This window comes from Idiomarina sp. (assembly GCF_048265525.1).
Classification (GTDB): Bacteria; Pseudomonadota; Gammaproteobacteria; order Enterobacterales; family Alteromonadaceae; genus Idiomarina.
The window spans coordinates 1,072,027-1,096,098 of sequence record NZ_JBLXBI010000001.1 but is presented as its reverse complement, the minus strand read 5'-3'; the positions used below and the strand labels follow the sequence as shown (position 1 = coordinate 1,096,098).

At 48.1% G+C, this 24,072-nt stretch carries 22 protein-coding genes, 6 tRNA genes and 1 other annotated feature; of the genes, 13 read left to right on the top strand and 15 right to left on the bottom strand.

Translation table 11 applies throughout. The features are described 5' to 3' along the window. Positions 1 to 33: 33 nt before the first annotated feature. Positions 34 to 909, top strand: coding sequence for a LysR family transcriptional regulator (locus tag ACN0TF_RS05295; protein ID WP_417441059.1), 876 nt, complete (start codon positions 34 to 36; stop codon positions 907 to 909). A 36-nt stretch (positions 910 to 945) separates the two neighbouring features. Here ACN0TF_RS05295 and ACN0TF_RS05290 read toward each other — a convergent pair. Both ACN0TF_RS05290 and ACN0TF_RS05285 read right to left on the bottom strand, forming a co-directional pair. Continuing rightward, positions 946 to 1,021: transfer RNA gene (locus tag ACN0TF_RS05290), tRNA-Val, on the bottom strand. A 35-nt stretch (positions 1,022 to 1,056) separates the two neighbouring features. After that, positions 1,057 to 1,132 (bottom strand) — tRNA-Val (locus ACN0TF_RS05285). Positions 1,133 to 1,325: 193 nt separating this feature from the next. Here ACN0TF_RS05285 and gltX point away from each other — a divergent pair. The 6 genes from gltX (at position 1,326) to ACN0TF_RS05255 (ending at position 4,006) form a co-directional block, all read left to right on the top strand. Continuing rightward, the gene (gene gltX / locus ACN0TF_RS05280) at positions 1,326 to 2,732 is read left to right on the top strand and encodes a glutamate--tRNA ligase (RefSeq protein ID WP_417441058.1); all 1,407 of its coding nucleotides are present in this window, start codon (positions 1,326 to 1,328) and stop codon (positions 2,730 to 2,732) included. A 65-nt stretch (positions 2,733 to 2,797) separates the two neighbouring features. Beyond that, positions 2,798 to 3,448, top strand: a complete 651-nt coding sequence (can, locus tag ACN0TF_RS05275) for a carbonate dehydratase (RefSeq protein WP_417441057.1) — start codon at positions 2,798 to 2,800, stop codon at positions 3,446 to 3,448. Between the two features lie 141 nt (positions 3,449 to 3,589). Then, a tRNA-Ala gene (locus ACN0TF_RS05270) sits at positions 3,590 to 3,665 on the top strand. 47 nt (positions 3,666 to 3,712) lie between these two features. Continuing rightward, positions 3,713 to 3,788 (top strand) — tRNA-Glu (locus ACN0TF_RS05265). 32 nt (positions 3,789 to 3,820) lie between these two features. Then, a tRNA-Glu gene (locus ACN0TF_RS05260) sits at positions 3,821 to 3,896 on the top strand. A gap of 34 nt (positions 3,897 to 3,930) precedes the next feature. After that, positions 3,931 to 4,006: transfer RNA gene (locus tag ACN0TF_RS05255), tRNA-Glu, on the top strand. Positions 4,007 to 4,051: 45 nt separating this feature from the next. On the opposite strand, the gene ACN0TF_RS05250 is transcribed toward ACN0TF_RS05255, so the two are convergent. Continuing rightward, the gene (locus tag ACN0TF_RS05250) at positions 4,052 to 4,669 is read right to left on the bottom strand and encodes an arylesterase (RefSeq protein WP_417437688.1); all 618 of its coding nucleotides are present in this window, start codon (positions 4,667 to 4,669) and stop codon (positions 4,052 to 4,054) included. Between the two features lie 3 nt (positions 4,670 to 4,672). Between ACN0TF_RS05250 and ACN0TF_RS05245 the strand changes: the two genes are divergently transcribed. The 5 genes from ACN0TF_RS05245 (at position 4,673) to ACN0TF_RS05225 (ending at position 10,421) form a co-directional block, all read left to right on the top strand. Continuing rightward, positions 4,673 to 5,353 (top strand): ABC transporter ATP-binding protein, encoded by a 681-nt coding sequence (locus tag ACN0TF_RS05245; protein ID WP_417441056.1) that lies wholly within the window; start codon positions 4,673 to 4,675, stop codon positions 5,351 to 5,353. Then, entirely contained in the window at positions 5,343 to 7,847 is a 2,505-nt protein-coding gene (locus ACN0TF_RS05240) for an ABC transporter permease (RefSeq protein ID WP_417441055.1), read from the top strand. The genes ACN0TF_RS05245 and ACN0TF_RS05240 overlap by 11 nt, the downstream gene beginning before the upstream one ends. A gap of 22 nt (positions 7,848 to 7,869) precedes the next feature. Continuing rightward, positions 7,870 to 8,760 (top strand): TIGR01777 family oxidoreductase, encoded by an 891-nt coding sequence (locus ACN0TF_RS05235; RefSeq protein ID WP_417441054.1) that lies wholly within the window; start codon positions 7,870 to 7,872, stop codon positions 8,758 to 8,760. 63 nt (positions 8,761 to 8,823) lie between these two features. Further along, positions 8,824 to 9,231, top strand: coding sequence for a septal ring lytic transglycosylase RlpA family protein (locus ACN0TF_RS05230; protein ID WP_417441053.1), 408 nt, complete (start codon positions 8,824 to 8,826; stop codon positions 9,229 to 9,231). Between the two features lie 116 nt (positions 9,232 to 9,347). Next, the gene (locus ACN0TF_RS05225) at positions 9,348 to 10,421 is read left to right on the top strand and encodes an MBL fold metallo-hydrolase (RefSeq protein WP_417441052.1); all 1,074 of its coding nucleotides are present in this window, start codon (positions 9,348 to 9,350) and stop codon (positions 10,419 to 10,421) included. Between the two features lie 47 nt (positions 10,422 to 10,468). Here ACN0TF_RS05225 and ACN0TF_RS05220 read toward each other — a convergent pair whose 3' ends face one another. The 12 genes from ACN0TF_RS05220 to ACN0TF_RS05165 all read right to left on the bottom strand — a co-directional run bounded on the left by ACN0TF_RS05220 (position 10,469) and on the right by ACN0TF_RS05165 (position 23,182). After that, complete coding sequence (locus ACN0TF_RS05220; protein WP_417441051.1) at positions 10,469 to 11,596, bottom strand: DSD1 family PLP-dependent enzyme; 1,128 nt, start codon at positions 11,594 to 11,596, stop codon at positions 10,469 to 10,471. A gap of 25 nt (positions 11,597 to 11,621) precedes the next feature. Then, on the bottom strand, positions 11,622 to 12,884 hold the full coding sequence (locus ACN0TF_RS05215) for an MgtC/SapB family protein (RefSeq protein WP_417441050.1): 1,263 nt from the start codon (positions 12,882 to 12,884) through the stop codon (positions 11,622 to 11,624). Positions 12,885 to 12,925: 41 nt separating this feature from the next. Next, positions 12,926 to 13,774, bottom strand: a complete 849-nt coding sequence (locus ACN0TF_RS05210) for an alpha/beta fold hydrolase (RefSeq protein ID WP_417441049.1) — start codon at positions 13,772 to 13,774, stop codon at positions 12,926 to 12,928. Positions 13,775 to 13,792: 18 nt separating this feature from the next. Then, positions 13,793 to 14,095: a YciI family protein gene (locus tag ACN0TF_RS05205; RefSeq protein ID WP_011234994.1), complete on the bottom strand. Its 303-nt coding sequence runs from the start codon at positions 14,093 to 14,095 to the stop codon at positions 13,793 to 13,795. After that, complete coding sequence (ispZ, locus tag ACN0TF_RS05200; protein WP_417441048.1) at positions 14,095 to 14,637, bottom strand: septation protein IspZ; 543 nt, start codon at positions 14,635 to 14,637, stop codon at positions 14,095 to 14,097. The genes ACN0TF_RS05205 and ispZ overlap by 1 nt, the downstream gene beginning before the upstream one ends. Before the next feature lie 20 nt (positions 14,638 to 14,657). After that, positions 14,658 to 15,467, bottom strand: a complete 810-nt coding sequence (gene trpA, locus ACN0TF_RS05195) for a tryptophan synthase subunit alpha (RefSeq protein ID WP_417441047.1) — start codon at positions 15,465 to 15,467, stop codon at positions 14,658 to 14,660. Beyond that, positions 15,464 to 16,687 (bottom strand): tryptophan synthase subunit beta, encoded by a 1,224-nt coding sequence (gene trpB / locus ACN0TF_RS05190; protein ID WP_417441046.1) that lies wholly within the window; start codon positions 16,685 to 16,687, stop codon positions 15,464 to 15,466. Before trpB ends, trpA begins: the two co-directional genes overlap by 4 nt. Further along, a complete protein-coding gene (gene trpCF, locus ACN0TF_RS05185; RefSeq protein ID WP_417441045.1) occupies positions 16,684 to 18,138 on the bottom strand; it encodes a bifunctional indole-3-glycerol-phosphate synthase TrpC/phosphoribosylanthranilate isomerase TrpF in 1,455 nt (484 codons plus the stop codon). The genes trpB and trpCF overlap by 4 nt, the downstream gene beginning before the upstream one ends. Further along, positions 18,131 to 19,144 (bottom strand): anthranilate phosphoribosyltransferase, encoded by a 1,014-nt coding sequence (gene trpD, locus ACN0TF_RS05180; protein ID WP_417441044.1) that lies wholly within the window; start codon positions 19,142 to 19,144, stop codon positions 18,131 to 18,133. The genes trpCF and trpD overlap by 8 nt, the downstream gene beginning before the upstream one ends. Continuing rightward, positions 19,141 to 19,776 (bottom strand): anthranilate synthase component II, encoded by a 636-nt coding sequence (locus tag ACN0TF_RS05175; protein ID WP_417441043.1) that lies wholly within the window; start codon positions 19,774 to 19,776, stop codon positions 19,141 to 19,143. The genes trpD and ACN0TF_RS05175 overlap by 4 nt, the downstream gene beginning before the upstream one ends. Next, entirely contained in the window at positions 19,776 to 21,374 is a 1,599-nt protein-coding gene (locus ACN0TF_RS05170) for an anthranilate synthase component 1 (RefSeq protein ID WP_417441042.1), read from the bottom strand. Before ACN0TF_RS05170 ends, ACN0TF_RS05175 begins: the two co-directional genes overlap by 1 nt. A gap of 52 nt (positions 21,375 to 21,426) precedes the next feature. Further along, positions 21,427 to 21,531: a sequence feature (Trp leader region), on the bottom strand. Positions 21,532 to 21,646: 115 nt separating this feature from the next. Further along, positions 21,647 to 23,182 carry a S10 family peptidase gene (locus tag ACN0TF_RS05165; RefSeq protein ID WP_417441041.1) on the bottom strand — a complete coding sequence of 512 codons (1,536 nt, stop codon included), beginning with the start codon at positions 23,180 to 23,182 and terminating at the stop codon, positions 21,647 to 21,649. 122 nt (positions 23,183 to 23,304) lie between these two features. Between ACN0TF_RS05165 and ACN0TF_RS05160 the strand changes: the two genes are divergently transcribed. After that, positions 23,305 to 24,003 carry a hypothetical protein gene (locus ACN0TF_RS05160; protein WP_417441040.1) on the top strand — a complete coding sequence of 233 codons (699 nt, stop codon included), beginning with the start codon at positions 23,305 to 23,307 and terminating at the stop codon, positions 24,001 to 24,003. Positions 24,004 to 24,072 lie beyond the last annotated feature (69 nt).

Below are 24,072 nucleotides of genomic sequence, written 5' to 3'. Positions count from 1 at the left end.
TTACTTTTTCATAAATGAAATAATAGGTGCAGAATGAAGCCATGGCAGGGAATTAGTGAGTTTGCGGCAGTGGCTGAGCAACAGAGCTTTACTGCGGCAGCCCGGCAACTCAGGTTATCTGTGGCACAGGTCAGTCGCAATATAGCGGCGCTTGAGCACAGGTTGCAGATGCAACTGCTGTACCGCTCAACCCGCAGTGTCAGTTTAACGGAAGAAGGGAAGCTTTATTTACCTCATTGTCAGCATTTGGTCGCCAGCTTAAGAGACGCTGACCAGGCCATTCAACAGCGAACACAGCAGCCGCAGGGCCTCATTCGCATTACGGCACCGGTTTATTATGGTGAGCGCTTTATTGCACCTTTGTTGAATGACTTTTTACATATTTACCCAGAATGCCGCCTGGATTTTCAGTTAACCAACGAGCAGGTCGATTTAATAGAGGGAAGCTACGACGTTGCAATTAGATTAGGGCAGTTGGGTAACCCCCGGTTACGTGCCCGCAAACTTGGCTCGCGTCGACATTTTGTAGTGGGCTCTCCTGCTTATTTTGAAGAGTTTGGTCGCCCGCAAGATATTAACGCACTGGATGCGCATCGCTGTTTTACCGGAACGGTCAGACAATGGCGTTTTCAGGTTGAGGATAAACTGGAAACGGTTCGTCCGGAATCATACCTGCACTGCAATAATGGTCTGGCGCTTCGTGATGCTGCTATGAAAGGCCTGGGACTGGCTATGCTACCGGACTATTATGTAACGAACTCACTAGCTAACGGACAGCTAGAAGAAGTATTAGCGGACTACCGGCAACCCGATGACGGTATATGGGCGTTGTATCCGGAAAACCGTCAGGTGATTCCCAAAGTACGGGTGTTGCTGGATTATTTGTCAGTAAATTTATCAGAAAATTGAATATTGGAGAAATAGAGAACTGAAGGAGTAAAAAAGTGGTGGTTGCTACTGGGCTCGAACCAGTGACCCTCGCCTTGTAAGGGCGATGCTCTCCCAACTGAGCTAAGCAACCATCCTGAAGGTCTGCAATTGACGGAAGAAGAGAAGTGGTGGTTGCTACTGGGCTTGAACCAGTGACCCTCGCCTTGTAAGGGCGATGCTCTCCCAACTGAGCTAAGCAACCATTTTTCACTGTGACACTTCTGCGTCGTTGCGAGGTGGCATTATAGGGCGCAGATCTAAACTGTCAAATAAAAATTGCCAACTTGTGTTCGTTTGCTGACATTTTAATCATTTCGAATAGCAGATGCGTCAGGCGCTCAGTCTTGATAAACTTGCGCCCATAAAATTGACTGGTTTTAAAGAAAGGAACAAACATGAGTGTGGTAACGCGTTTTGCCCCCAGCCCGACTGGGTATTTGCATGTTGGTGGTGCCCGTACGGCATTGTATTCATGGTTAGTCGCAAAAGCGCAGGGCGGCGAGTTCGTACTGCGTATAGAAGACACTGACCGTGAACGTTCAACTCAGCCTGCTATTGATGCCATTTTAGAGGGTATGGAATGGTTAGGTTTAAGCTGGGATCGCGGACCTTATTATCAGACTCAGCGTTTTGAGCGCTATAAAGAGTTAATCGATAAACTACTGGAAGAAGACAAAGCCTATAAATGCTATTGCTCAACCGAGCGCTTAGAAAAAATGCGTGAAGAGCAAATGGCTGCCGGTGAAAAGCCTCGCTATGATGGCCATTGTAGAGACAACCCGAATGTTGGCGGTGATAAGTACGTCATTCGTTTTCGTAATCCGCAAGAAGGCAGTGTTGCGTTTGATGATCACATTCGCGGGCGCATTGAATTCGCCAATACTGAACTGGATGATTTGATCATTGCCCGTACCGACGGTACACCGACTTATAATTTCTGTGTGGTGGTTGATGACTGGGATATGGATATTACGCACGTGGTGCGTGGTGAAGACCATATTAATAATACCCCGCGTCAAATTAATATTCTGAAAGCTCTGGGCGCACCGGTACCGCAATACGCTCACGTGTCGATGATTTTAGGTGATGATGGTAAGAAGCTGTCGAAACGTCATGGCGCAGTCAGCGTTATGCAATATCGTGACGACGGTTACGTACCTGAAGCGGTCGTAAATTACTTAGCACGTTTAGGCTGGTCTCATGGTGATCAGGAAATATTCAGTCGTGAAGAGCTGGTTGAATACTTCAAGCTGGATGACGTTAATAAAGCAGCGTCAGCTTTTAATACGGAAAAACTTAACTGGCTAAACCAGCACTACATGAAAACTTTGCCTGCGGAGCAAGTTGCACCGCAATTGCAATGGCAGTTTGACCAAATTGGTGTGGACACAAGCAATGGCCCTGCGCTAGAGAAAGTTGTGTCGTTGCAGGCTGACCGGGTAAAAACCTTGAAAGAAATGGCTGCAATTAGTCGTTACTTCTTTGAGTCATTCGATGAATTTGACGAAAAAGCGGCGAAAAAACATTTACGCCCGGTAGCCAAAGAGCCGCTGGTAAAAGCCAAAGAACTGCTCGGAGCAATTAGTGACTGGAATGCTGCTAATATTCAGGCAGCAATTAACCAGACAGCTGCCGATTTGGATGTTGGTATGGGTAAAGTGGGCATGCCACTGCGTGTTGCCGCGACGGGCGGCGGTAACTCTCCATCGTTGGATGTGACTCTGGAATTAATTCCACAGCAGACTGTTCTGGCACGTATAGACCTGGCGTTAGAATTTATTGCTAACCGCGAAAACGCGTAATTTGATGCTAATAAAGATTACGCCTGGCCTGATAACGCCAGGCGACCGCCACGATGGGATGAATAATGGCAGATATAAAACATTTGATTGCAAACAACAAAGAGTGGGCGGAGCAACAGGTAAAGAAAGATCCTGACTTTTTCAAACGCTTAGTAGGGCAGCAATCCCCGCAATATCTATGGATAGGGTGTTCCGATAGTCGGGTGCCGGCGAACGAGATTGTGGGGATGGCTCCGGGTGAATTGTTTGTACACAGAAATGTCGCCAATCAAGTCATCCAGACTGATTTTAACTGCTTGTCGGTTATTCAGTTTGCCATTGAAGCGTTGAAAGTTCGGCATATCCTTGTGGTGGGTCATTACGGTTGTGGTGGTGTAAAAGCGGCACTTGAGAGTAAACCTCATGGGCTGGTTGACCACTGGCTGTATCCAATTCGTGATGTGTACCGCGAGCATGCCGAAGAGTTGGAACAACTGGGCGAGACCGAGCAGATTGATCGTTTGTGTGAACTGAACGTGATTGAACAGGTTAAAAACCTGGCCAAAACCAATATGGTGCAGGAAGCCTGGGACAAAGGTGAGTCACTGACAATACATGGTTGGGTCTATCGTTTAGATAATGGTTTGGTTAATGATATGAATGTATCGGTTTCAAGCAGGGAAGGCATGGAGCAGGTGTATCATGTTTACCACCAAAAGTTGCCGAAAGGCGGTTAAAGTTAAGATTTGATGAATTACTGAGCAAACTGCCATAAAAACGCTCAAACAGAAGTATTTTTACAAAAAATAGTTGACACATTAGCTCAGGTCACAATAGAATGCGCCCCGCTGTCAAGGCAGTCTGCGACTGTCAGGTGCGGGGCTATAGCTCAGCTGGGAGAGCGCTTGCATGGCATGCAAGAGGTCAGCGGTTCGATCCCGCTTAGCTCCACCAAGTTGTTTTGGTAAAGCATTATTTGGCAGTAAGTATTTGGTTGTTGCGTCCCCTTCGTCTAGTGGTCCAGGACACCGCCCTTTCACGGCGGTAACAGGGGTTCAAATCCCCTAGGGGACGCCATTCAAATACAAAATGTAAAAAGTAATTACTGCGTCCCCTTCGTCTAGTGGTCCAGGACACCGCCCTTTCACGGCGGTAACAGGGGTTCAAATCCCCTAGGGGACGCCATTACTTTTCTGCATATATTAATTAAGTTCCATGGGTCCCCTTCGTCTAGTGGCCTAGGACACCGCCCTTTCACGGCGGTAACAGGGGTTCAAATCCCCTAGGGGACGCCACTTAAATCAACCGCCCGCAGGCGGTTTTTTTGTTTCTGGCTTTTGCTACTTCGCCAACTCCAGCAAATAAGGTTCCAGAAAATCAGCTATCTTAGGCTGCGCTTCCGCGGTTGGGTGAATGCCATCATCCTGCACATAATCGGCATTTGTTGCTATTTCTTCCATAAAGAATGGTATGAGTGTCACATTCTCTTCTTTTGCAACCTCCTCAAACATTTTTCGGAACTGTTCAGCAAAACGCTGGCCATAGTTTGGTGGCACCATAACCTGACTTAAACCGACTTTAACGCCTTGTTGCTGCGCCTGGTCGATGATTTGTTTCAAATTTGAACGAACTGTGTTTAGGTCGAACCCACGAAGTCCGTCATTACCACCCAGCTCAATAAATAACGCATCGGGTTTATGACGCTCTAAAACGCCTTCTAAGCGGCGCAAACCACCACGAGTGGTCTCGCCACTAATGCTGGCGTTAATGATGTTAATATCGGGGTGAGAGCTCTCCCAGCGGCGATCTAACTCGGCAACCCAGGTTTGTTCCTGAGAAAGCCCATAACCGGCGCTTAAGCTGTCACCTAAAACGACAAGTGAGACATTTGCGGAAACGCTGCGTATAACCAACAACAGCGCTAAAAATAAACACGTTTTCAAAAGGAAGTTTTTCATTTTATGCTCATTCAAGCTCAACAACTGGAAAAAACCGTAGACACCTCTGAGGGTCCATTACAGATTCTGCAGCCAATTAACGTCAGTATCAATGCCGGTGACACCGTAGCCATTGTCGGCGCTTCGGGCTCGGGGAAGTCGACGTTATTGTCACTACTGGCGGGTTTAGACCTCGCATCCTCCGGAGAGGTTCTTATAGAGAACGAAAAATTAAGCGAATTGGATGAGGAGCAGAGGGCAAAAGTTCGCGCTGACAAAGTCGGCTTCATTTTTCAGTCGTTCTTATTGGTGCCAAGTTTAAGTGCCTTAGAGAACGTTATGCTGCCGGCGGAACTGGCTGGCCATAAGGGTGCAGAAAAAGAAGCCCGGGAACTGTTGGCGAAAGTGGGACTGGAAGATCGCTGGCACCATTACCCGAACCAGTTGTCTGGCGGTGAGCAACAGCGGGTCGCTATAGCCAGAGCCTTTGTCGGACAACCCAAAATTCTGTTTGCTGATGAACCTACCGGTAACCTTGATGCGAAAACCGGCGGCAAAGTTGAGGAACTACTTTTCGACTTAAACAAGGATTATGGCACCACACTTGTTGTGGTCACTCATGATCAGCGACTTGCTGCGCGTTGTCAGCGCGTGTTGCAAATGGAAGCAGGCCAGCTATCGGAGGCAGCTCGGGATGTGGCATAAGATTTCATTTCGTCTGTTAAAGCAGGAGCTGAGACGCGGTGAACTGACCATTATGGCACTGGCTATTATCTTGTCGGTGACCGCGGTGCTTTCGTTGTCCATTTTCAGTGACCGTCTGCAAGCAGGATTAACTGAACGTAGCAGTGAGTTTCTGGCTGCCGACAGAGTATTAAGTTCCAGGCGCGATATTCCGCAGGAGTGGCTAGAGCAAGCCGGGCAAATGAATTTAAAAACTGCCTGGAAAGTGGTTTTCAATTCCATGGCTTTTGCCGGCGATAACATGACTTTGGTTGATGTTAAAGCGGTGAGTGACGGTTATCCGCTGCGCGGTGAGCTGGAAATAGCGGATCAACCTTTTGGACAAGGTTACGTTGCCAAGGGGCTTCCCGCAGAAGGTGAAGCCTGGGTGGCATCGCAGCTGTTTCAGGCGCTGCAGTTAGATATTGGCGATGATATTGAAGTGGGTAACAGCAGCTTTAAAGTAACTAAGGTGGTTACTTACGAGCCTGACGTTGGCTTTTCAGTTTTTACCGACAGTCCTAACGTACTGATTCGCCATTCGCAGTTGGAAGAAACCGGCCTGGTTCAACCCGGCAGCCGGGTTCGTTTTAATGTGCTGATGGCTGGTAATAACAGTGATATTAACGCCTACGAAGACTGGCTGCTACCGCGCTTGAATGACGATACGCACAGCTGGCGCAGCATAGAAGATGGCGACAGCCCGTTGTCGCGCTCGCTGAACCGCGCTGAGCGCTTTATGATGCTCGCGAGTCTGTTGGGTGTGGTTCTGGCTGCAACGGCTGTTGCGGTTGCAGCACAGCGTTACTGCCAGCGAAATTACGATGTGGTCGCCATATTCAAGACCTTAGGTGCCAGTCGCCAGCAGATTCGTCGTATTTTTATGCTGCATCTGTTGCTATTAACCGCAGCGAGTGTGGCCATAGGTATGGCTCTTGGCTGGGCTCTTCAGTATTTGGTTATTGAGTGGGTCGCACAGAAACTGGATGCGACCTTACCTCAGGCTGGCTGGCAGCCTTATGTTTTAGCTGGGGCCACCGGTGTTATCAGTGCTGTCATGTTTACTCTGTATCCGTTATTCCGACTGGTCTCTATTCCGCCGCTGCGCGTGCTCCACCGTCAGTTAACGGCGGGTAACGCGGTACGCTGGCTACAATGGGTACTAAGTGGCGGAACCATATACGCATTGCTGGTTATTTACAGCCAGCAGTGGTGGTTGTCGACAGCCTTATTCGCAGGTGGTGCGGTTGCCGCTGTCTTACTCCTTGGGTTAGGGCGCTTGTTTATTTCTGCCAGCCGTAAGGCAGGTATGCAAGCAGGCAGTAGCTGGCGCCTGGCTATGGCGGGCTTACAAAGAAGAGCAGCCGCCAACAGTGTTCAAATGCTGAGTTTTTCAACAGCCATTATGCTGTTGTTGCTCGTTATTGTTTTGCGTAACGACTTACTGGAAGACTGGAAAAGTCAGTTACCAGCGGATGCGCCAAACTATTTCGCCATCAATATAGCCGAAGACAAAGTTGATGACATGCAGACTATGTTTGAGCGGGAGAATATTCCGTCGACTGATCTGTATCCCATTGTACCGGGACGCTTAACCCATATTAATGGCGAGAAGCTGCTAGACGAAGTCACCAAGGAAGATCGTGATGACGATGAAGCTGAAGGCCGCGAAGGTATAGGAAGAGAGCTTTCACTGACCTGGAGAGACACCTTACCACCTAACAACGAACTTACCGCTGGAGAGTGGTGGGGCGACAACGCTGAACCTCAGGTCTCTGTCGAATTAAATGTCTCCGAACGACTGGATATAAAAGTGGGTGATGAACTACGCTTTAACTTAGGTGGCGAAGAGTTCACTGTGCCGGTAACCAGTTTACGTAAAGCCGACTGGAATACCCTGCAGCCAAACTTTTACATGATCTTTAATACCTCGACACTGGAAGATTTTCCGGCAACTTACATCACCAGTTTTAGACTGGGTGAAGACCGAAAAGACGAATTGTACCAATTGTTTAAACCTTTTCCGCAAACGTCGTTGATTGATCTGGACGCTATGATTAATCAGATTCGCGAGGTGATTGGGCAGGTCAGTTTAGCCATTGTTTTTGTACTGGTGCTGGTCATTATTGCTGGAGCTTTAGTGCTGGTTGCGCAAGTGCAGGCCAGTATGGAAGAACGGCAGAAGGAATTGGTGATTTTACGAACCCTGGGAGCGCCGGGTAAACTATTGAGTCGCAGTATTACTTATGAGTTTCTGGTGCTTGGGGCAATTAGCGGGCTAATAGCAACCTTAGCCATGGAAGTCTCGCTATTTATATTGCAAAACCAGGTATTTAATATGACGCCAGTTATTCATTGGAAACTTTGGTTGTTAGGACCGGTATTTGGTGCTGTTGTGGTGGCTGTTTTAGGTCGTTTATCCTGCCACCGGCTCATTCAGAGAAATACGGCACAGCTTATACGTAAGCTGGCCTGATGGAACATAAAAGAGGTGACCGATGAACATTTTAATGACAGGTGGTACCGGGCTTATTGGCTCAGCGTTTATTCATAAGTACCAGGACACGCATCAGTTTACGGTCACCACTCGCAGCAAGGAAAGGGCGAGAAAAAAGCTGGGCGACAATGCAACTTTGCTGTCTTCGGTCGATGAAATTGTGGATATTGGTCAGTTTGATGCGATTATAAACTTACAGGGCGAGGGTATTGCTGATAAACGTTGGTCTGATTCCCGTAAGCAAGCTCTGAAAGACAGTCGTTGGCAGGTGACAGAAAAGCTCGCCGCCATGATTAATAAAGCAGAAAAGCCACCTAAAGCCTTTTTGAGTGGCTCGGCCATTGGCTATTATGGTCCGCGTGATGCAGAGCCGGTTAATGAAGACCATGTCGCTGAGCATAAGGACTTTGCTGTTACTTTGTGTCAGGAGTGGGAGCGACGAGCTTTGGCAGCAAAAGATGCAACTCGTGTAGTTTTGCTGCGTACCGGTGTCGTTTTGGCAAAAGGAGAGGGAGCATTAGCGAAAATGCTGCCGCCTTATAAGTTTGGTTTAGGTGGTCCGTTGGGTAAGGGCAATCAGATGATGTCCTGGATCCAACTGGACGATATGATTCGAGCCATTGAGTATCTGTTGGAGCACGATAATTTGTCCGGGCCCGTTAATATGACGGCTCCCGGACCGGTGACTAACGAAGCCTTTAGTCGTACCCTGGCATCGGTTATGAATAAACCGCACTTTATGAGAGTACCGGCGTTTGTTCTTAAGTTAGGCTTGGGTGAAATGTCGTCGATGCTACTTGAAGGGCAAGCTGTGGTGCCGGATAAACTGCGCAATCATGGCTTTCAGTTTGAGTATCCGACAGTTCGTGAAGCTTTTAAGGGAAGTGTATAATTCTTTACACGTCTTTTGGGTTTCTTAACGGACAGTGTTTTCGGAACTCAGTAAAATTAAGAAATGAAAACAAAAAACCAGTATCCACTTAAACAATTCACCCTTGGCGTTGGCATTTTTATGCTGGCGCTTACCGGGTGTACTTCTATTCCCGCTGAAAGCCCTCAAAACTTAGTTGGTACTAGAGAATCTGGTAAAGCCTCCTACTACGCCATGAAGTATCAATTTAGAACAACGGCAAGCGGTGAGACTTATAACCACTTTTCCAGCACCGCAGCACACCGGACACTGCCGTTCGGGACCAAAGTGCGCGTCACCAATATTGCTAATAACAAAAGCGTTGTGGTCAAAATTAATGACCGCGGACCATTTATTGACGGCAGAGTTATTGATTTGTCGCGCTCCGCATTCGATAAAATAGCCGATCTTGATTTAGGGGTTATCAAAGTGACTACTGAGGTCATCAGGTAATATCAGAACTCAGAATTTAGTGTTACAAAAACTAACAATTTAGTGCGTGACCTCTTAACGCATTGATATTAGCCTTCTTGTTTTAATTAAACTGTAGAAGTGAGATGCCGGTGTCAATGTTTAGGACTTTAGTATCAGTAAATACTTTGGCATTGCTAACACTGGTATTAGCAGGTTGTAGCGCAAATTCTGTAACAACAATAGAAAACGAATCTCAGCCAACTAATGAGAAAACCGGGCGCTTTCAAAATCTGGACGCGGGTAAGAAGAGCTATCCTTTAACCTGTAAACAAGACTGCTACAAGCCTCGTAGCGATATTCAGTGTGGTAGCGATGGATTGTGTCAGTACACTGGAAATAAGAAAGCCTCCCACGGAGTGACGGATTTCTCTGTTAAATGGCTGGGTCATGCAGCCTTTGTTATTAAAACCCCAACCGGAGAAACATTTTTAACGGATCCGGTATTTAATGACTTTGACTGGCCAATTAATTGGCTGTTTTCACTTGATGGGGGTGAACAGCGAGAAGTGGATGTGGAGCCAGATCCAGAGCTTATTGATGTCACTGATGCGGTATTATACTCCCATCTTCATTACGATCATTTTAATAAGAGTGATATTGAAACCATAGGAGTTGAACCGGAGTACTTAGTGCCTTTAAATGTGGCCGCTCACTTTCCATCCATTGGGGCGAATATAACTGAACTCGGTTGGTTCTCCTCGAAGAAAATAGGCGAGTCCCTGGTGACCGCTGTGCCTGCTCACCACTTTAGCAGCCGCACTTTCGTGCCACTTATTTACGAAGATAACAATAAAGGCTCCTGGAGTGCCTGGTTAATCGAAAATAAGGGGAAGACGTTATTTTTCGCAGGAGATACCGGCTACTCAGAACACTTCAAAGTAATAAACAAGCGTTACGGTGATATTGATGTGTGTCTGTTGCCGATAGCGTCTTATTACAGTGAAGAGTCGCCTGAATGGTATCGCTACGTCCACTTGACTCCGGAAGATGCTCTGGCGGCAGCCGCTGATCTTAATTGCAAAGTATTTATCCCCTGGGGTTACGGCAACGCCAGCTGGGGAATGGGAGACTTGTCATCTCACTCCGCACTAACTCGGTTTTTAAATATGGCAGAGAAAGTTGGAACATCAGCTGAAATCGTGATTTTAAACGAAGGGGAAAGCTTGTAGCTTTCCCTTTTGCTTGTAACCTGGCAGCTAAGAAGCTGTGCAGTGGACTACCAGCCAGTAATGCGTTGCCAGGTGTTATGCGAACCATCACTCATTAATACATGGTAAACCGGATGCATAGCTGCCGTGGCACAGGCGTGGTTAGGCATAATACGTAGCTGACGACCAACGGGAAAGTCTTCTAATTGGTAAGCGTTGCTTAACTCTATAACGCCGTGCTCTTGAGAAGTACTATTAATACAAAGGTCATCAAGAACAGAACCGTCTATTTTGCATACTTGTCCATAGCCAAAGTCCTGGCTCTGGGTTGCCGTTCCATGGTCGCTGGACAGGGCCATCCAGCCGCTGTCGGTTAGCAACCAATTCTTCTCTTTGTTGTGGCCAATGACTGTGGTGACCACCGACATGGCTATATCAGAAAAGTCGCATACACCAATGTTTTTCATTACCAGATCAAAAGTGGTATAAACGCCGGCTCTGACTTCACCAATGTCACTAAAGTCCTCGCCAAAATGAGCTGTCGGCGTTGAACCAACGCTGGTTATAGCGCACTTAATACCGGCGGTTTCCAGTTTGTCTCGTGCAATTCGAACGGCATCGCATTCTTGTTTGGCGAAGTTTTTTAACCCTTGTTCCGTATTGCAGGCGTATGAGCCACCGGCATGGGTCATTAAACCGGTGAAATGTGAGCCTAAAGCTTTGGCAATAGTGATTAGTTCAGGAGCCTGAGGCTTAATGCCGCCACGGTGGTCATCGCTGTCTATTTCAATAAAAACGGAAAAGTCTTGCCCTAACTTTTCAGAAAAATCGGTAACGGCCTGCGCCTGTATTATATTGTCTATCAGAATATGCAGGTTAATACCTTGCTGCCTTAGTGCGGCTACCCGCTTGAGCTTTGCCGGTGCTATGCCAACAGCATAAAGTAAATCGGTATAACCTGCCTTAGCGTAGGCCTCTGCCTCAGCTAAGGTTGATACCGTGGCCGGAGCATTCTTATTATCGAGTAGATATTCAGCCGCTTCCAGAGTACGCAGAGTTTTCAAGTGCGGGCGTAAATGACTTCCCAGTGACTCAACCCGTTGTTTAAGATACCGAATGTTACTCTTCAATTTAGCTTCATCGATGAGCAAATAAGGTGTATCCGGATGTGCGATCCAGTCAGGAACTGATTTCATAGTGGTTGTCCTGCGTTAGTGATGATTAAAACTGCCAAAAGCCGTAGAGCAACCCCGGGATAACGCTTAAAATCATGTAAACAGCGTAACGATAGTGCAATTTAATGCCAGCGACAGAAGCGAACATAACGCCTTTAAGCAGGGTATTGCTGACACAGGCTAAGATAATTCCCATAGCGGCTACCTGGCTCGAAAGTTCGCCCTCAGCGGAGCGTGACAGTGACAGGGTAATGGCGTCAACATCCATCAGACCGGATATTATAGCAAGGCCGTATATCCCGGCATCACCAAACCAGCTTTTCATCCCCTCCGCCAATAACAAAATAACCGCTAATAAAATACCAAATTGGATAGCCGTGGTTAGTTGCAGTGGGTTACTGATGGTTATCTCTCCGGTTTCGGGCGGAGGCGTGCGTTTTTGTTGTCTGTACATGAGTACCATGACAGCTAATAACCCGGCGAACATGAGAAGAGTAGGCGGCCACAATAATGGTAAAAGTTCACGGTTAACCACAAAGACCTCAATAAGAACACGCGGGAACATAATGCTACAGGCGAGCAGCATGCCGCTGACGTAAATGACGCTCTGAGAGTTCTTTTTCGCAAAACGAGCCATAGTTAAGGTAACCGCGGTGGATGATGCGAAGCCTCCGGCGATTGCGGTGATTAAAGTGCCGCGCCTCTCTCCCAACAGTTGGGTAAACAGGTAGCCAATAAAAGACAGACCCGAAATTAAAACGACCATCCACCATAGCCAGTAGGGGTTCAATGCCTGCCAGGGACCGTACCCTTCATTTGGCAGCAAAGGCAGGACAACCACAGATATCAGCAGTAAGGTGATACCTGAGTAAAAAGTCTTTGGTGAAATGCGCTTAAGCAATTTGTGCAGGCTTTTTTTATGGCCAAGAAGCGCAACCACTACCGCACCGCAACTGAGCGCCGGCAGCGGGTCGCCGGAGGCTGCCCAAATTGCCAGCGCAAAAGTCAGCAGCATCGAGAATTCGGTGGTAATACCCGGGTCATCGGAGAGCTTGCTATGACTTATATAAGACGATGCAATGAGTATGGCAACAACTATGAACCCGGTAACGATAAGCCAGACGCCCCACTGTTGAGCTAAAATAGCAAAAACACCACCGCTAAGACCTATTAAGCTGAAGGTTCTTACACCGGCAACACGCGTGCCGTCATCACTTTCTCTGTCGCTCCAGCCGCGTTCAATGCCTATCATCAGGCCCAGTGCCAGAGCTGCCAGTAAGGATAACGCCAGTTCCATTTGGTAGTGCATTGCTAAGCGTCCTTATCAATTACGCTGATTCTATAACGACTTTAATTGACCTGTAATGCTTCTAGCAAGTTTTTACGCCAGAGAGATTCTTTGAATTGACTCCGAAAAAAGTTGAAGTGACCAATACCTTTATTCTCGGTCATTTCTGGATTCAGGTCTTTCAATACCTTGGCTGCGTTAGGGTAGTGCGCGAGCAGGTTTTCGATATTGGAGCGTTGCAGCAACTCGTCGTCAGTAATATGAAAGGCGCTGATGGGTGCCGAAAATTCTTTATACCGGGCTTTCTGTTCCGTGCTGATGTTATCGAACAAGTAGTCCTTACTGCGGCACCAGCGACTCCATTGCTTCATGGCTGCTCCTGGCATATCGCCGACCATATTTAAACGTTTGCCCGGGAAATAACCGGCAATGGGTGTGCTAATAGGAGCTGCAAAATACCAGAGTAACCACGATGTCCAACGAACCTGTTTGCTGGCTTTCAGCCAATATCCAGTGCCACTGGCTATGGTGACCATTTTGTCAATTTTGCTGCTATTGTGTGCCATGGCGACAATTTGCCCGCCCAGGCTGTGCGCTAGCCAAACGAGCGGTTCACCTCTTTGGCTGGACTGCGCGTAATCAATCACGGCGGTAATATCGAGCTCGGCCCATTCGATAATGTCAGACTTAATTTGTTTCAGCGGTTTATCAACTGACTGGCCAATACCGTAGTAGTCAAAGGTAATGACCCGGTAGCCCTGTTTGCTTAACCAGAGGGCTATGGGTTGGTAAAAACGTTGTTTCACACCTAACGCCGCAGCTATAACAATTGTGGCCTTAGGGCTCGCTTCAGGTTCAAAGCGGACACAGTGCAGGTAGCGATTATTGGCGGTGAGTTCGACGCTCTGCATAGTCACTGATTAACCTGACTAGTTCGGTAAAACGGCGTTAAATGGCTTAACCGTTGCTTTTTTATAGACACCGGCTTGCCAGTAAGGGTCGTCGTTAGCCCATTGCTCTGCTTCTTCCAGAGTCTCAAATTCGGCGATAACGACAGAGCCGGTAAAACCAAGCACACCCGGATCAAGCTCTGCAATAGCGGGGCAGGGGCCGGCTACCAGCAGACGGCCATCGTTTTGTAACGCTTTTAAACGTTCAAGATGAGCAGGACGCGCCTGCTTACGACCTTCGAGGGAATTCTCATGGTCTTCTGCGAAAATAACAAACCACATTAGTCCTGGGTCTCCTCATCAATGGCGTGATGGTACATATAGAATCCGGTACCAATTGTGAATACGAGTGAAATACCAAGTATGCCAAAGACTTTAAAATTAACCCATGCTTCCTGGCTCCAGAATTCCGCAATGTAAAGGTTTACTGCTGCCAGTGCCAGACAGAATACGATCCAGGCGTAGGTTAAGCGCAACCAGGCCGTATCTGGCAGCTTTATATCTTTACCCATCATAGCCTGAATTGGACTGCGTTTTTTCCATATCAAGCCGCCTAAAAGCATTAGTGCTATGGCCACGTAAACGACGGATACTTTCATTTTAATGAACCAGTCGTCGTGCAATAACAGTGTTACTGCTCCAAATACCATTACTACAGCCAGTATTACCCAATGACGAGTCGTTATTGGCTGCTTAAGTAGCTTCAGCGTCAGAATTTGTAACACAGTACCGGCCATAAGCACCCCGGTAGCGACGTAAATATCCGCTACTTTGTAAAACACAAAAAAGGCGATTATGGGTAAATATTCTAACAACAGGGCCATTAACTACTCCGGTGGCAACTCTATGACAATTGGGTTGCGGCTTTCATAGCTTTTACAAAAGCCTTTAAGTCCGCTACTTGCTGCGCGTTATTGTCGAGGTTTTTCTCAATAAGCGCAACCACAGCCGAGCCACTAATGGCACCGTCGGCACCTGCTGCAAGCGCCCGCTGAACATGTTCAGGCTGCGATATACCAAACCCAAGCAAAGTCGGCGGTGCACCGGCTTCTTTCAGTTTATTAATCAGTTCCGACGCAGGTGCCTGCATTTGTGTGTCAGCGCCGGTAACCCCTGAGCGACTCAGTAGGTAAACATAGCCGGCACATTGCTTCGCGATATCAATTAATAGCGCATCACTGGCGTCTGGTGGCGCAATAAACACCGCTTCAATTCCAATTTCTTTGGCTATGTCGGCGAAGCGTTTGGCTTCTTTGGTCGGAACATCAGCAATAAGTACTGAATCTACGCCAGCATCTTTCATTTGTTGGTAAAAGTTGCGAACACCTTTCGCGTAGATGAGGTTTGCGTAAACCAATAAACCTATGGGGATTTGCGGTGAATAGTCTCTAACTTCTTTTAAAATCTCTAAAATATGCTTAAAAGTTGTTCCCGACTCCAAGGCTCGTAAATTTGCCCTCTGGATCATGGGGCCATCGGCAACCGGATCTGAAAATGGCAGACCGAGTTCCAGCGCATCTGCGCCACCATCAATAAGAGCCTTGATAACTTCAACACTTTGCCCGGGAGTTGGGTCACCAAGCGTGACAAAAGGAACGAAGGCACCCTGGTTATTAGTTTTTAATTGTGCGAAACAACTTTCATACCGGCTCATTTTTGTTCTCCTTTCGCGCTAACTTCAGCATTTTCCTGAGCACTAAAAATACGACGTACGTGGTCAATGTCTTTATCGCCGCGGCCGGATAAGTTGAGTAATAATATTTCCGGAGCGTCCGGCTCAGCGGCCCGCTTGAGCGCGTAAGCCAGCGCATGGGCAGGTTCCAGCGCAGGAATAATACCTTCATGACGGGAGAGCAGTTTAAAGGCTTCCAGTGCTTCTTCATCGGTTACTGATTCGTATCGCGCGCGACCAATGGCTTTTAGATGCGCATGTTGAGGGCCCACGCCAGGGTAGTCCAGACCGGCTGATACTGAATAGGACTCCTCAATTTGTCCTTCGTCGTTCTGCATTAGAAACGACAGGCAACCGTGCAAAATACCGGGTTTACCCGCAGCCAGTGTGGCACCGTGCTGCTTGGTTTCCACGCCCTTACCTGCGGGCTCAACACCCACTAGAGCAACACCTTCTTCGTCGATAAAGTCGGCGAACATGCCAATAGCGTTGGAACCGCCGCCGACACAGGCAATAACTTCGTCCGGTAAGCGACCCGCTTGCTCAATAATCTGGGCTTTAGCTTCTTCGCCAATCATACGGTGAAACTCACGCACTATAGTCGGGAAGGGATGTGCGCCTGCAGCTGTCCCTAATAAGTAATGGGTGTTGGGGTAACTTGCAGTCCAGTCACGCAGAGCTTCGTTGACCGCATCTTTTAGCGTACCGCTGCCGGTATCTACAGGTACCACTTTCGCGCCCATTAATTCCATACGGAAAACATTGGGCTGCTGGCGCTCAACGTCTTTTTTGCCCATATAAATAATGCATTCCAGGTCCAGCAAAGCGCAGGCAAGGGCTGTTGCGGTGCCATGCTGTCCGGCACCCGTTTCAGCAATAATGCGTGTTTTTCCCATGCGCTTAGCCAGTAACGCTTGGCCAAGAACCTGATTGGTTTTGTGGGCGCCGCCATGAAGTAAGTCTTCACGTTTAAGGTAAATTTTGGTTTTATTAGGGCTGTTCAGCGGTAGGTTACGGCACAAACTCAGTGGTGTCGGTCTACCTAAGTAGTTTTTCAGTAATCCGCGAAACTCAGCCTGAAATTCCTCGTCCTGCTGCGCCTCAATAAATGCCTGCTCCAGCTGCTCTAATGCGGGTAGTAAGATCTCAGGAACGAACTGGCCGCCGAAATCGCCAAAATAAGCGGGTAATGACTGACTCATACAGCCTCCTGTTGGGTATTCTTATTTAAAAGATGTTTTTCTGAAAAACGACCATAATGGCGGATTTTCGTGAATGTTTGAGCTACTTTGTGGCTATTTTTAATGCCGGGTTTCCATTCGGCTCGAGAGTTAATGTCCACTCCGGCAAAGCCTAATTCAATTGCACTGGTGATGCTTTCAGGGCCAATGCCTCCTGCTAGCAGACAGCGTTGACGTTCTTCAGTACTTAATGGTTTCAGCAACTCCCAGTTAAAAGCCTTGCCGCTGCCGCCACCGCGGTTATCCAGAACAAAGGCATCAACCGGAAGGTCCGGCAACTGTGCCGGGCTTTCAATAGCTAATGCTTTCCATATTTTTACTGCTTCCAGATTGGCCTGACGCAATTGCTGACGTAATTGAACAACATAGTCGATATCTTCATGGCCGTGCAGTTGAATAGCAGAGAGCCCGACGTTTTTAGCCGTGTCGATAAGGCTCTCTAATGGTTGATCAGCAAAAACACCAACATACTCAAGCCCGTTTGCTTCAGTTGTTATTTGCTTTGCCTGCTTTAGTGTCACACAACGAGGTGAACGCTCAACAAATATCAGCCCGCCGAATACCGCACCCTGAGAACGTGCGTTTATGGCATCTTCAGCGCGAGTCAGACCGCAAACTTTATTTTGTCCATAAAGCAGTTTTCGACAGGCTAAATCAACGTCAGGTTTAGAGCTCAATGCGCTGCCGATAAGAAAGCCATTAACAAAAGGGGCAACCCGGCGAATGTCGGCGTGCTCAGCAAAACCTGACTCTGCAATGAGTAGAGCATTTGGGGGAGCCAGCGGAGCTAACTGCGCACTGCGGTTCGGCTCAATGCTCAAGTCTGTTAAGTCGCGGTGGTTAATTCCAATGATATTCGCATCCAGTTTTGCCGCACGTTTCATTTCTTCTTCGTTGGCAACTTCGGTGAGTACATCCATCGCGAGCGATTTGGCAATATCGCGAAGGGCAATATATTGCGTATCATCCAGTACTGATAACATAAGCAAAATAGCGTCCGCACCAAAGTAGCGGGCGCGGTAAACTTGCTCTTCGTCGATAAAAAAGTCTTTGCACAATACCGGCTGAGTCACTTGCTGGCGTACTGCGGTCAGATAATCCAACCGGCCCTGAAAAAACTCTGGCTCGGTTAATACGGAAATAGCCGCGGCATACGGCTGGTAGCTTTTTGCCAGCTGCGGCGCGTCAAAGTCAGCACGAATTAAACCTTTTGATGGAGAAGCTTTTTTACACTCCAGAATAAAGCCTGCCTGTTCACCACTTAACGCTTTATATAAGCTGCGGTCACTGGGTCTAAGTTGAGAGTGAATTTCCGCTAACGGCATCAGCTCAGCCTGAGCTTTGTTCTGCTCAACCTTGCGCTCAACGATCGTTTTCAGCACGTTCTTTTCTAAACGAATGGTGTCAGACATGATAGGTCTCCTGAGCATCTTGTACGCGGCGTAAATGCAAGAGTGGCTGACCGGTATCTAAATGTTCCAGCGTTGCTGCGGTTGCGGCTTTCATGTTGTTGTATTGTCCACTTAAATAAAGCAAAGCGGCAACGTTCATTGCAACCGAGTGGCGCTGAGCCGGGCTGCCGCCTCCGGCCAGAATGTCTTCCAGAATACGGGCGTTAAAGTCAGCGTCGCCGCCTTTCAGTTCGCTCAGAGGAGCTGTCGGCACACCGAAATCATCTGGTGTCATCTGGTAATCAGTAAGTTTGCCGTCGCGTAATTCAATAACCCGGGTTGGCCCGTGCAGAGCCAGTTCATCCAGCCCGCTTCCGTGCACGACCATAGCACGTTTAACCCCCAGTCGTTGCAGGGTTTCAGCCATTGGCCTTACCCATTCCTCACTATAAACGCCAAGCAGTTGAGCATCGGGGCGCGCGGGGTTAACTAAAGGACCTATCAAGTTGAATAAGGTGCGTGTTTTCAGTGTTTGTCTTACCGGCATCGCATGCTTAATACCCGGGTGATAATGCGGGGCAAATAAGAAGCAAAAACCATTGTCGGCCAGCTGAGTCGAGGCATCCGACGGGTCCAGGTTGACGCGAAGTTTGAGCGCTTCGAGTACATCGGCGGATCCTGAACGTGAAGACACACTTCGATTACCATGTTTGGCCACAGCCAGACCCATACTGGCGGCAACTAAAGCCGCTGTCGTAGAAATATTGATGGTGTTGCTGCCATCGCCGCCGGTGCCGCAACTGTCAATGACCGTGGTGTCGGGACGTAAAAATGGCTTCGCTGCGGATAATATAGCTTCCGCGGCGCCAGCTAATTCAGCGGGCGTTTCGCCTCGCATCTTCATGGCGATAAGTGCGGCGGATACCTGAATATCATTGAGCTCGCCTTTAATTAAGCGCTGGAAAAACTCACGGGTTTGATCTTGTGTCAGAGCCTCACCAGACATCAGAGTTTGTAGGGCTTTCATGGCTTTGCTCCTGTTAATAAATACTGAATACTGTTGCTAAGTAATTGCTTTCCCTTTGGCGTTAGAAGCGATTCAGGGTGAAACTGAAAACCAATGGCATTGGTGTTGTTTTCTTCTTTACCGAAGAATTCAGCAGCCATAGGAATACTGCCGTCAGGGCCATCCAAGCTAGCAATTATGCTCACTGCAGAGGGCAGGTCATAACCGCTAAGCGAGTGGTAACGAGCCACAACGCATTGGTTGTTGTCTGTCGCGCTGACAAACACCGGGTGTGGCACGGTGTCTATTTTTGCGGTTTTGCCATGAACAATCTCACCGCAGGTATCCACGCGGCCACCGGCGTGTTCAATTAGCGCCTGAAAGCCCAGACAAATACCCAGCATGGGTATGCGACCACTGCAGTATTGGATCACTTCCATCAGGTTGCCGGCGTTTGCCGGGTGCCCGGGGCCGGGTGACAAGCAGACCAATTGAGGGCCACTGTAACTTTCCAGCTGTTCAATCACATCGGCTGCTGCCAGCTGGTTACGATAAACGACCAGCGGAAAGCCTAACTGGCGCAACTCATCCACCAGGTTGTAAGAGAACGAGTCGACGTTATCTATCAGTACGATACGAGCTGACTGAGTCATTATAGCGCCTCCTGGTCAGATAAAGTGTGAGCCTGCTGAATTGCCAGGATAACGGCCTTAGCTTTGTTTTCGGTTTCAGCTACTTCACTGGTCGGGTCTGAGTCATGCACCACGCCAGCACCGGCTTGCACTATGGCTTCGTTGTTCTTAACAAAAGCGGAGCGAATAACAATACAGGTATCCATGTCGCCATTCCCGGCCAGATACCCAACAGCGCCGCCGTAGCTGCCGCGGCGTTGCTTTTCAACCTGACGAATAAGCGTTGCAGCGCTTACCTTCGGCGCACCAACCAGAGTCCCCATGTTCATGCAGGCACGGTAAGCGTGAAGGGCATCGCAATCGTCCCGCAGTTTTGCTACCACACGTGACACCAGGTGCATGACGTGGGAATAGCGGTCAACCTGAAGTAGATCGGCAACGTAGCGAGTGCCAGTTTCGCTAATACGGGCTAAGTCGTTGCGGGCTAAATCAACCAGCATTAAGTGTTCTGCCAGTTCTTTTTGGTCCAGGCGCAGCTCGAGTTCCATGCGGCTGTCGAGGTCTGGGTTAATACTGCCGTCGGCGCTCTTACCGCGGGGGCGAGTGCCGGCAATAGGATAAAGCTCTACCTGATTGATGTCCTGCTGGTATTTCAATGCAGATTCAGGCGAAGCACCGAACAGACAAAAGTCCGGATGACTCATAAAAAACATATAGGGCGAGGGGTTGTTCTTTTTCAATTGCTGATAAGCGGCTAACGGGTCAGGGCAGGGCATTTTAAAACGCCGGGACGGCACAACCTGAAAAATGTCACCCGCGACAATGTTTTCTTTTAGCCGGGTCACAATGCGTGCAAATTCTTCCGCTGAGGGCGTGGCCGTTACTTGTACATCAACCGTTTGAGGCTGAGGTTCTATTGCCGGTAGCTGACAACGTGCGGCCAGTTCTCCTATACGCTGGCTCATAGCTTGATAACGTTGGTCGTGGCCTTTACCGCTGAATACACTGCCAAGCAGCTCAGTGGTTTGCTGTTGGTGATCAATAATTAGCAAGGTCTCCGCCAGGTAAAAGACATAGTCAGGGCAGTTGTTCTCGCCTTCATCAACTTGCGGTAGTTGCTCGTAGCTGGCGACGAAGTCATAGGCAAAAGCACCACCGAGGAAAACCGAGAACGGATGCTGTTTTGCTGTTTTGTTGGCTTTATTGAGCTTTTGTTGGAGTACTCGCAGCGGCTCCATGTTACTGATTTGACGTAAGCGGGAGTCTTCGTCAATCGGTGGATTTGCTGCACTGAAAGTTAACCTCAGTTGTTCAGGCGTTCTTTCAATGGCGGCACTATCTTTGAGCTGCTCTTCAATCCAGCTGAGCAGAACAGCACCGTTATCGGTTAGGGCAATAATAGTGACTTGCTGGTCGTTACAGGTAATTCGTAACGCCGCATCAATCAGTAGCAAGCTCTTTACTTGTTGCTTGGTGCCGATATCAGCTGAGTCCAGCAGTAAATGTTCACCTTGTGTGCTGCAAGTATTCTGAAATACTTTTAGTGGCTCCGCCTGATAGGGCAGCGACACTCGTAGTGTTTCTAAATTGCCGTTTTGTTCAGTTGTCAGGTTTTTCACCTCAGACCTCGTATTCTCTTGTTGTTGTTCAAACCTGCTCCAGTGAAACGGCAATAAAAAACCCGCTCAAAGGAGCGGGTTTCTCAAAGTGAAGCTATTTACGTTACACGCACAACTACACCACCCGCTCGTTTGGGAAGTGCCACCACCAATGTTGTGTTGTTGTGCGTAAAAACATAAGTTGTATAGCTCTCTTAATTCAATTTAATGCTGACAAACTAACGCTTGCGCGAAAGTCTGTCAATAGTTGTTTTTCTTTCAGTTTATACTTTCTATTTATATTCTGCCGGTTTGCCTTTTGAATCAGACTTACGAATAAACTCGCGTAAATCATCATTCGCCTTCTCCAGGTCAGCACGACGCAGATACATCATATGACCGCTACGGTAGCCTTTAAAGTCAATGCGATCAGTCATCTGAGTACTTGGATCCAAATGCCAGGTTGTGTACTTCGCGTCGAAATAGTTGGTTGCACCGTCAAAGTAACCTGACTGTACTAACACGTTCAGGTAAGGGTTTTGTGCCATGGCCTGGCGCAGTTGCTTACCGGTGTTGTTGTTCGTACGATCCCACGGGTGAACTGGGCCAAACATGTTGTATTTAATGTCGGTCACAAAGTTTAATTCTTCACGCAGGTAGTAGTTAATGGCTGGCGTGAACGAGTGTAACCATGAAGTCAGTTCGGCGTTAAAGTCCGGACGGTCACCAGCGCGCTTTTCATCAAGTCCAAGGTAGCGCGAGTCTAAACGGCCAATGGTACGGTCACGGTCACGCAGTAACTCCTTCCAGAAGTACCAGGTGCTCGGTGCCAGGTTGTTATCCAGTACTGCCTGCTTAGATAGCCCAGAGTATTTCGCCACTTGCTCTGCCATTTGCTCGCGCTCGCTTTCCGTAAGCATGGCGCCTTTGGCTAATGCAGGTAGGTATTGATCCAAAGTGAAACGCTCCACTTCAGGTAATAACTCGTCTAAATCTTTACTCTGTAAAGCTTCTGGCAGTGCGTCGTGATACCAGGCGGCTGCCGCAAAGTAAGGTAACTGGTTCGCTTGCTTGACGGGGCCGTCACGGTCAATGCCAATATCGGTTGGTGACACCAGAATTACGCCGTTTAGGTACATCCACTGGCTATTCTGCAGTTCTAGTGCAAGACCTGAAACCCGTGTTGTACCATAGCTTTCGCCAATTAAGTACTTAGGTGACTGCCAACGATTCATGCGCGAGGTAAAGGTATTCATCCACTCCGCCAGATATTTAACGTCGGAGTTTACGCCGAAGAATTTCTCTTTTTGTTCTGCACGCGAAGGCATTTCACCTTCTTCATTTGGCAGTACGCGCGAATAGCCGGTGTTAACCGGGTTAATAAAGACAATGTCAGCAACATCGAGAATGGAGTGCGGGTTGTCCTGCACGCCATAAGGCTGAACTGGGTAACCTTCGTCGCTCAGGTTTAGCACTTTTGGACCGGTGTAAGCAATATGCATCCAGACCGATGCCGAACCTGGACCGCCGTTAAAGGAGTATACAACCGGACGAGATTCGCGGTTATCAACGTCCTGACGTTCATAATAGGTGTAAAATAGTGATGCGGTCGGATTACCTTCATCATCCCACACTGGCTGAGTACCGGCGGTGGCTGTGTAATCCACAGTTTCGCCATTAATTTCTACGCTGTGTTCGGTAACGACTTCGGTGTCGACTGGCAGCATGCGCTTGTGGTTATTCGGTGCTTCTTCTGCAATAACGGGGGCAGAAATGACTGAGCAGCCCATTAGAGATAAAGAGGCAACTAAAGCGAGACTCTTTCGCATAATATTGTTCTCCGTTTTTATAATCTTGCCTCAGATTAACAAATAATTACTTTAAAGAGTCAAAGGTTATGCGATTATTGGGTTTATTCCTGCGACTGGAGCCGATTTAAATGAGGTCATCAATGAAATTTACAAATATAACGCGGGCGGCTTTTTGGTTGTTCTTACCCCTGCTGAGCTTCTCAGTTGCGGCTCAGAATCTGTCTGATGCGATGAAAGAGGGGTTACAGACAATGGCTTCGGAGCAGTTAAATGCGGACCTGGAAGTAGGCGAACTTGAGGTTAACTCGTTAACCGATGGTCTGACCGCAAATAATGTTCGTTTTGCGACCCGGGTTAAAGCCTTGTCGGAGCCTGAAAATCAACTTCTGCTGGCTAAGCAATTAATGCTAACTGGTGATTGGCAGGCGCTTGGCAGCAGCCGTGTGGATATTTCAAAAATTGAGATGTCCGGAGCTCAATTAACCGTCGCATATTACGATACCGGGCGCTCAAACTTGCATGAATTTCTAAAGCAAATGAGTGGTGTTAAAGTTCAAAAGGTGAATTCGGTGCCTTTAAATTGGCGGGTTGATGAGTGGTTGATGGAAGACGTTACCATTAACTTATTTGATAAAGGTGAGCCAATTTTAAGTGTGCATGTTGACCAGCTTAAATTGAAAGACCTGCAGTCAATGCAAGACGCGAATGATCAGGTACAGGAACTGCTGTGGCCGATTTTTGAGCAGGTCTCGAAACAAGTGCGCAACGGAAACCCGAACGTACAAGTCGATAGCATGGCGCTTTCGCGGTTTTTATTGCGTGAAGCAATGGCGTTCTGAGCTTGAGTTAAACGGGTTTAAGCAGTAAAGTTAGAAAAATTAAACACCCGTTTAAAATAAGAGGTTGGC

Bases quoted from the DNA above. Each gene is read 5' to 3' on its own strand.
- ACN0TF_RS05295 (WP_417441059.1), top strand. From the start codon at position 34: ATGAAGCCATGGCAGGGAATTAGTGAGTTTGCGGCAGTGGCTGAGCAA.
- gltX (WP_417441058.1), top strand. From the start codon at position 1,326: ATGAGTGTGGTAACGCGTTTTGCCCCCAGCCCGACTGGGTATTTGCAT.
- can (WP_417441057.1), top strand. From the start codon at position 2,798: ATGGCAGATATAAAACATTTGATTGCAAACAACAAAGAGTGGGCGGAG.
- ACN0TF_RS05250 (WP_417437688.1), bottom strand. From the start codon at position 4,669: ATGAAAAACTTCCTTTTGAAAACGTGTTTATTTTTAGCGCTGTTGTTG.
- ACN0TF_RS05245 (WP_417441056.1), top strand. From the start codon at position 4,673: ATGCTCATTCAAGCTCAACAACTGGAAAAAACCGTAGACACCTCTGAG.
- ACN0TF_RS05240 (WP_417441055.1), top strand. From the start codon at position 5,343: ATGTGGCATAAGATTTCATTTCGTCTGTTAAAGCAGGAGCTGAGACGC.
- ACN0TF_RS05235 (WP_417441054.1), top strand. From the start codon at position 7,870: ATGAACATTTTAATGACAGGTGGTACCGGGCTTATTGGCTCAGCGTTT.
- ACN0TF_RS05230 (WP_417441053.1), top strand. From the start codon at position 8,824: ATGAAAACAAAAAACCAGTATCCACTTAAACAATTCACCCTTGGCGTT.
- ACN0TF_RS05225 (WP_417441052.1), top strand. From the start codon at position 9,348: ATGTTTAGGACTTTAGTATCAGTAAATACTTTGGCATTGCTAACACTG.
- ACN0TF_RS05220 (WP_417441051.1), bottom strand. From the start codon at position 11,596: ATGAAATCAGTTCCTGACTGGATCGCACATCCGGATACACCTTATTTG.
- ACN0TF_RS05215 (WP_417441050.1), bottom strand. From the start codon at position 12,884: ATGCACTACCAAATGGAACTGGCGTTATCCTTACTGGCAGCTCTGGCA.
- ACN0TF_RS05210 (WP_417441049.1), bottom strand. From the start codon at position 13,774: ATGCAGAGCGTCGAACTCACCGCCAATAATCGCTACCTGCACTGTGTC.
- ACN0TF_RS05205 (WP_011234994.1), bottom strand. From the start codon at position 14,095: ATGTGGTTTGTTATTTTCGCAGAAGACCATGAGAATTCCCTCGAAGGT.
- ispZ (WP_417441048.1), bottom strand. From the start codon at position 14,637: ATGGCCCTGTTGTTAGAATATTTACCCATAATCGCCTTTTTTGTGTTT.
- trpA (WP_417441047.1), bottom strand. From the start codon at position 15,467: ATGAGCCGGTATGAAAGTTGTTTCGCACAATTAAAAACTAATAACCAG.
- trpB (WP_417441046.1), bottom strand. From the start codon at position 16,687: ATGAGTCAGTCATTACCCGCTTATTTTGGCGATTTCGGCGGCCAGTTC.
- trpCF (WP_417441045.1), bottom strand. From the start codon at position 18,138: ATGTCTGACACCATTCGTTTAGAAAAGAACGTGCTGAAAACGATCGTT.
- trpD (WP_417441044.1), bottom strand. From the start codon at position 19,144: ATGAAAGCCCTACAAACTCTGATGTCTGGTGAGGCTCTGACACAAGAT.
- ACN0TF_RS05175 (WP_417441043.1), bottom strand. From the start codon at position 19,776: ATGACTCAGTCAGCTCGTATCGTACTGATAGATAACGTCGACTCGTTC.
- ACN0TF_RS05165 (WP_417441041.1), bottom strand. From the start codon at position 23,182: ATGCGAAAGAGTCTCGCTTTAGTTGCCTCTTTATCTCTAATGGGCTGC.
- ACN0TF_RS05160 (WP_417441040.1), top strand. From the start codon at position 23,305: ATGAAATTTACAAATATAACGCGGGCGGCTTTTTGGTTGTTCTTACCC.